The 5583-nt window shown below is 43.2% G+C and carries 7 protein-coding genes; all 7 read left to right on the top strand.

Features of this window, described 5'->3' with window-relative positions; translation table 11 throughout:
• The first annotated feature begins 182 nt into the window (after positions 1-182).
• The 7 genes from Q0791_RS24180 (at position 183) to Q0791_RS24150 (ending at position 5299) form a co-directional block, all read left to right on the top strand.
• Positions 183-320 (top strand): hypothetical protein, encoded by a 138-nt coding sequence (locus tag Q0791_RS24180; protein ID WP_299011824.1) that lies wholly within the window; start codon positions 183-185, stop codon positions 318-320.
• Complete coding sequence (locus Q0791_RS24175) at positions 317-454, top strand: hypothetical protein (RefSeq protein ID WP_299011823.1); 138 nt, start codon at positions 317-319, stop codon at positions 452-454. Before Q0791_RS24180 ends, Q0791_RS24175 begins: the two co-directional genes overlap by 4 nt.
• Positions 451-2466: an ATP-binding protein gene (locus Q0791_RS24170; protein WP_299011822.1), complete on the top strand. Its 2016-nt coding sequence runs from the start codon at positions 451-453 to the stop codon at positions 2464-2466. The genes Q0791_RS24175 and Q0791_RS24170 overlap by 4 nt, the downstream gene beginning before the upstream one ends.
• A gap of 357 nt (positions 2467-2823) precedes the next feature.
• A complete protein-coding gene (locus tag Q0791_RS24165; RefSeq protein WP_299011821.1) occupies positions 2824-3126 on the top strand; it encodes a hypothetical protein in 303 nt (100 codons plus the stop codon).
• Positions 3113-3751 carry a hypothetical protein gene (locus Q0791_RS24160; RefSeq protein ID WP_299011820.1) on the top strand — a complete coding sequence of 213 codons (639 nt, stop codon included), beginning with the start codon at positions 3113-3115 and terminating at the stop codon, positions 3749-3751. Before Q0791_RS24165 ends, Q0791_RS24160 begins: the two co-directional genes overlap by 14 nt.
• Before the next feature lie 112 nt (positions 3752-3863).
• Positions 3864-4154 carry a hypothetical protein gene (locus Q0791_RS24155; protein WP_299011819.1) on the top strand — a complete coding sequence of 97 codons (291 nt, stop codon included), beginning with the start codon at positions 3864-3866 and terminating at the stop codon, positions 4152-4154.
• A complete protein-coding gene (locus Q0791_RS24150; RefSeq protein ID WP_299011818.1) occupies positions 4154-5299 on the top strand; it encodes a hypothetical protein in 1146 nt (381 codons plus the stop codon). The genes Q0791_RS24155 and Q0791_RS24150 overlap by 1 nt, the downstream gene beginning before the upstream one ends.
• Positions 5300-5583 lie beyond the last annotated feature (284 nt).

Below are 5583 nucleotides of genomic sequence, written 5' to 3'. Positions count from 1 at the left end.
TAATTCGGTAAAGCCTGTCATTGCTCGTTTCCCGAAGGTGAGTGATAGTGCAACAAGTATGGTGGTGGTTGAATGAAGAATACTTCCTCTTTTGCAGAGCCTACTATTGATAATTCGGTAAAGCCTGTCATTGCTCGTTTCCCGAAGGTGAGTGATAGTGCAACAAGTATGGTGGTGGTTGAATGAATAATACTACTTCTTTTGTTGAGCATACCACTGATAACTGCGCAAAGCTTGCCATTGATAATTCGGCAAAGCCTATCATTGCTCGTTTCCCGAAGGTGAGTGATAGTGCAACAAGTATGGTGGTGGTTGAATGAATACTACTACTTCTTTTGTTGAGCATACTACTGATAACTGCGCAAAGCCTGCCAATGATAATTCGGAACAGCCTATCATTGCTCGTTTCCCAAAGGTGAGTGATAGTGCAACAAGTATGGTGGTGGTTGAATGAAGAATACTTCCTCTTTTGCAGAGCCTACTATTGATAATTCGGAACAGCCGATTATTGATCATTCCCCGAAGGCGAGTGATAGCGAGCAAGTGCGGTATAGTGAGGATAATCAGCATTTTCTCTTAGCGTTTGTTGAATACATTAAATATCGTTTGGCTCAGGCTTATGGTTGTGATGGTGCTGAACAAGCTCATAAAGGCGAGCATTCTCCTTTTGGGGAGTTGTTTAAACGTGATATTGACACCTTGTTGCCTATTGATCACTTATCCCATCTTTATCAATTAACGGCATTTGAGCAACAATTATTGCTTTTGTGTATTGCTCCTGAACTTGATAGTGAGCTGCTTTATCCCAATGGTGTTAGCGAGCCGATTGTGGTTAATTTCAGTTTGGCCTTGGCTATTTTGCCCTTCCCTGAATGGCAAGCCATTATGGCCAGCGGAAGCTTACGTCGTCATGGTTTAATACAAGTAGAAGATAATCCCTCTTTGACCCAATCTCGCCTCAGTGTTCCTGAAAGCATTTTGCATTTTATTATGGGATTACAGGATGAAGATCAAACGCTAAGAGCTTATGTGGAAGTGCTTCCTTATGCTAATGTGAACTTGGATGCCAGCAATGAATCAACTGTAAAAAATATGTTGCAAACATGGCAGCATAACCAACAAAAACCGCCGTGTTTAATGACGTTAACGGGAGAGTTGAATGAATTGAAGCGTGATGTGGCTGTGGTATTTGCCCATCAATTATCAAGACGCTTGATTTTGCTTCAAGGGCGGTTTATTCCTAAGGCACCTAATGAGTTATATGAGTTTGCGACTAAGTGGCAAAGAGAGATTTTGTTGAGTCATGATCTATTGATTGTGGAATGTGATGAGTCTCTTGATCATAGTGAGGAGCATATGCTCCATATTGATCATTTTTTTAATTTATTGAAGTCTTCTGTGCTGTGTATGAGTGGCAGTCGGCGCCAACATTACTTGCGTAGTCAATTTACCTTTGAGGTGTATCAACCTAGCTCAAAACAACAATCATTGTACTGGCAAGCACACTTAACCCATCCTCAATTGCACAGTGAAATAGAAGCCATTTCGTCTCATTTTGATCTTAGCTTTAGTCAAATTCGCTCATTGGTTGATGTGTATCAAGGGATGAAAGAGCCTGTCTCTTTATGGGAGCTCTGTCGTCAACACACTCACCAACCCCTTGATCATCTGGCTGAAAGAATTGTGCCGGCAACAGGCGTGAATATTGTATTACCGCCGCTGCAGACGACCTGTATTGAAAACATGATCTCTCATGTGAAATACAAGGCTCAAGTGTATGAAAAATGGGGGTTCGGTACAAATGGAGGGCGAGGAAAAGGCTTAGTCGCACTCTTTCATGGTGCCAGTGGCACAGGTAAAACCACTGCAGCTGAGTATATAGCGAGTCATTTAAAGCTCGATCTTTATCGTGTGGATTTAAGTCATTTAACGAGTAAATACATTGGCGAGACGGAAAAAAATCTCAGCCAACTGTTTTTAGCTGCCGAGCGTTCAGGGGCCATATTACTGTTTGATGAAGCGGATGCCTTGTTCAGTAAGCGAACCCAAGTCTCTACCAGCAATGATAAATTTGCCAATGCTCAAGTGAGCTATTTATTGCAACGTTTAGAGACGTATCGAGGGATCGCCATATTAACCAGTAACCTTAAAGATTCATTTGATGCTGCTTTTATTCGACGTTTAAGGTTTGTTATTGGCTTTCCGTTTCCCACAGCTTGCGAGCGAGAGCGACTTTGGCGAACACTGATACCCAATAATGCGCCGATCGGGCAGTTGAATTTTAAACTATTGTCACGACTGAGCGTCTCTGGGGGCATGATCAGAAACATTACTCTCACGGCCTGTTTTAATGCCGCTGCGGCTCAAAGCGCCCTTGAAATGACGCACTTTCTTATGGCGGTGAAAAGTGAATATGCTAAGCAAGATAAACCGCTTTGCGTACAGGAGATTCGAGGATGGGCCTAAGGTATTTTGATCAATGGTGGTTCCGCCGAATCATTCGCTTCAGAGTTCATTGTTGGTCTAAAGCATCATCGCCATTGGCGGTGAAAAGTGAATATGCTAAGCAAGATAAACCGCTTTGTTTACAGAAGTGTTTACAGGAAAGCGTACAGGAGATTCGAGGATGGGCTTAAGGTTTCTAAATGCATCGACTATTCAGCCTAAACAGGATTGTCGTCCTAAAAGATCGCCGTCTTCGGCCACTACTACTAGACAAGTGACATCGTATCTCTTAGCTTCGATGAAAAGTGAATATGCTAAGCAAGATCAACCTGTTTGTTTACAGAAGTGTTTACAGGAGAGCTTACAGGAGATTCAAGGATGGGCTTAAGGTTTCTAAATGCATCGACTATTCAGCCTAAACGGGGTTGTCGTCCTAAAAGGTCGCCGTCTTCGGCCACCGTTAGGCAAGTGACACAGTACCATATTGAGCAAATCGATCTTCCATCGAATATTGGCCTTTATGGCCAGCGACAGATTATGGCCTTGATGGAAATGATATTGGCAAATGAGCCTGTTGGAGTGCTGGATCCCAGTATGCAGGATTATTTTAATATTGCTAATGAGCTGGTGTCGCAGCTGCGGGCAAACACACTAACAAGGAAGCCCTATGCCAACTGCTAGCCAGTCCAGTTTATTCAAAGGGGCTTTAGTCGCTTCCTCCTTAGAGGGCAGTACTAAGGTGATCCCTTTTCAATACAATCCGGCCAGTATGCAAAGAAGCCTGACGCCCAATGTGTCTGGTGGAGAGGAGCAAGATAGAACCTTGGCCATTATGTATAAAGGCCCACCGACACAAACCATTAATGTGTCTATTGAATTTGATGCTTCTACGGGGTTGAATAAAGATGCATCCACTGAAGTGCAGCATGGTGTTTATGCTCAATTAGCCGCATTGGAATTGCTGTTAACCCCCAGTACGAGCGATTTGTTATCGACTCAAGCTATGTTGGCGACTGGGGTCATGGAAATTGCGCCTCTGGCAACGCCGAATATTTTTTTTGTGTGGGGGCAAGCGAGAGTGTTACCGGTGAAAGTCACTCAGTTTTCGGTGACAGAAGAGCTATTTGATGCGCATTTAAACCCTATTCGCGCCACGATTGCCCTCACCATGAGAGTACTGAATTGTAATGATGTCTCAGCGGTGGATCAGGCTTATCAACAATATATTGTTTACCAGCAAAAAATGGAACAAATTGCCCCGCTGGCACAAGGGGCTATTGGAGTCACAGGGGCCATTATTCCCTAGGCTTATTGACCTTTGATGATTAAAACACGTTATTTTGAATGTCATTTAACCATCAAAGAACAGCAGCTTTTAGCGCTTAGCTCACAATAACTCATAATAATCAGGAGCCAATATGTTTCAAAAAGATAGCCGTTACTATTTTATTCCAGACAGGCAAGAAACGTTAGCGGATGGCAGCGACATTATTTATAAGGCGAGGCGTTTTATTAAAGATGCCGATACTGTCCCTTCGGTGATGACCATTATTTCTGAAGGGAAGCGGATCGATCAGGTGAGTTATTCGGCGTTGGGAAATGCGAAGTTATCATGGAAATTTGCCGATGCTAATAATGTATTTAGCCCCATAGAATTGGAGAAAAAAGGCCAAATCATTCGCGTGCCAACAAATGGCAGTAACCGTTGATGAACGCAGGAATACAGCTCAGTTTATTGATAGGCCCTATGGTGGCGTTGCCTGCACCTTTGTTGATCACAGAGGCGATTCAATCGGTTTCTGTATCGATAATGGATAGAGGGAAATCCACATTTCAGCTGTCTTTAAATGCAGACAGGGAGAACGTGATGACGCCGGATTATCCTTTGTTGATGACAGATCTGCTCAGAACCAATAATCGAGTCATTATCTCTGTGATGCTCAATGCCATTCCTACTGTGTTAATTGATGGTTTTATTACTAACGTGGAGTTCAATCATACCAATGGCTCAGGTTCTGGTACTTTGTCCATTACTGGAGAAGATCTGTTAAGTCGAATGGATTTGAAAGAGGAGTATTTTGAGTTTCCTTCGATGACGGTAGATGAAATTGTTCTCTCTAGAGTGGAAAAATACCTTGAATACGGTGTTATTCCTGAGCTGGATCCTGTGGTTATTCCCGTTTGGGAGCCTGAAGAGCGAACGCGTATTCAAAATGGTACTGATTTAAGTGTGATTGAGTACTATGCGAATTTGGCCGGTTTTGTGTATCGAGTGCGTCCTACTGTTCCCATGGAAAATACCTTTTATTTTGGTTTACCTTCAAGTTTTCACACACAAGGTGCACCGCTAAATGTCAACATGGGGCCATCGACGAATGTGGATGATATTAACTTAACCTATGATGCGACCTTGCCTCAAACGGTGAGCGGTATGTTAGAAGAGGATGGGGAAGAAGATGAACCCGTTCCGGTTGAAATACTTGAGGCGATAAGGCCTGTACCTATGGCCGTTGAAGATCCTATTTTGACCAATGATCCTAATGTGAGGAATGTACTATATACGGATCCGACTAATGGCGCCATTGCGGGTGAAGAATTAGCTCAACAAAGTGTGAATCGCTCCACCGATAAGGTGCTTTCGGGGCAAATTACAGTGGATACCATCAGATATGGTGTTGTGATTGACCCCCCTTGTGTGGTGTGCGTCAGAGGAGCTGGATTTAGCTTTGATGGCAATTATTATGTCTCCTCTGTGCAGCACAGTATCAGTGAAGGAAAATACAAGCAGCAGTTAACGGTACAAAGGGAAGGCCTAGGCAGCACGGTTGTTACAGCGATGGAAAATGTCCTATGAATAGCACAAATGTCGGCATTATTTGGGGTTAGTTTTTTGGTCAGCGCTTTTTGCAATAATGGCGGAAATGTGATGGATAAGGTCCTATGACTAGTATGAATCGCACAAATGTCGGCAAGCTTTTTGGTCAGTACTTTTTGTAAGAACGGCGGAAATGTGATGGATAAGGTCCTATGACTAGTATGAATCGCACAAATGTCGGTAAGTTTTTTGGTCAGTACTTTTTGTAAGAACGGCGGAAATGTGATGGATAAGGTCCTATGACTAGTATGAATCGCACAAAT

The organism is uncultured Shewanella sp. (genome assembly GCF_947495455.1).
Lineage (GTDB): Bacteria > Pseudomonadota > Gammaproteobacteria > Enterobacterales > Shewanellaceae > Shewanella.
This window is presented reverse-complemented; position numbering and strand designations above follow the sequence as displayed.

Bases quoted from the DNA above. Each gene is read 5' to 3' on its own strand.
- Q0791_RS24180 (WP_299011824.1), top strand. From the start codon at position 183: ATGAATAATACTACTTCTTTTGTTGAGCATACCACTGATAACTGCGCA.
- Q0791_RS24175 (WP_299011823.1), top strand. From the start codon at position 317: ATGAATACTACTACTTCTTTTGTTGAGCATACTACTGATAACTGCGCA.
- Q0791_RS24170 (WP_299011822.1), top strand. From the start codon at position 451: ATGAAGAATACTTCCTCTTTTGCAGAGCCTACTATTGATAATTCGGAA.
- Q0791_RS24165 (WP_299011821.1), top strand. From the start codon at position 2,824: ATGGGCTTAAGGTTTCTAAATGCATCGACTATTCAGCCTAAACGGGGT.
- Q0791_RS24160 (WP_299011820.1), top strand. From the start codon at position 3,113: ATGCCAACTGCTAGCCAGTCCAGTTTATTCAAAGGGGCTTTAGTCGCT.
- Q0791_RS24155 (WP_299011819.1), top strand. From the start codon at position 3,864: ATGTTTCAAAAAGATAGCCGTTACTATTTTATTCCAGACAGGCAAGAA.
- Q0791_RS24150 (WP_299011818.1), top strand. From the start codon at position 4,154: ATGAACGCAGGAATACAGCTCAGTTTATTGATAGGCCCTATGGTGGCG.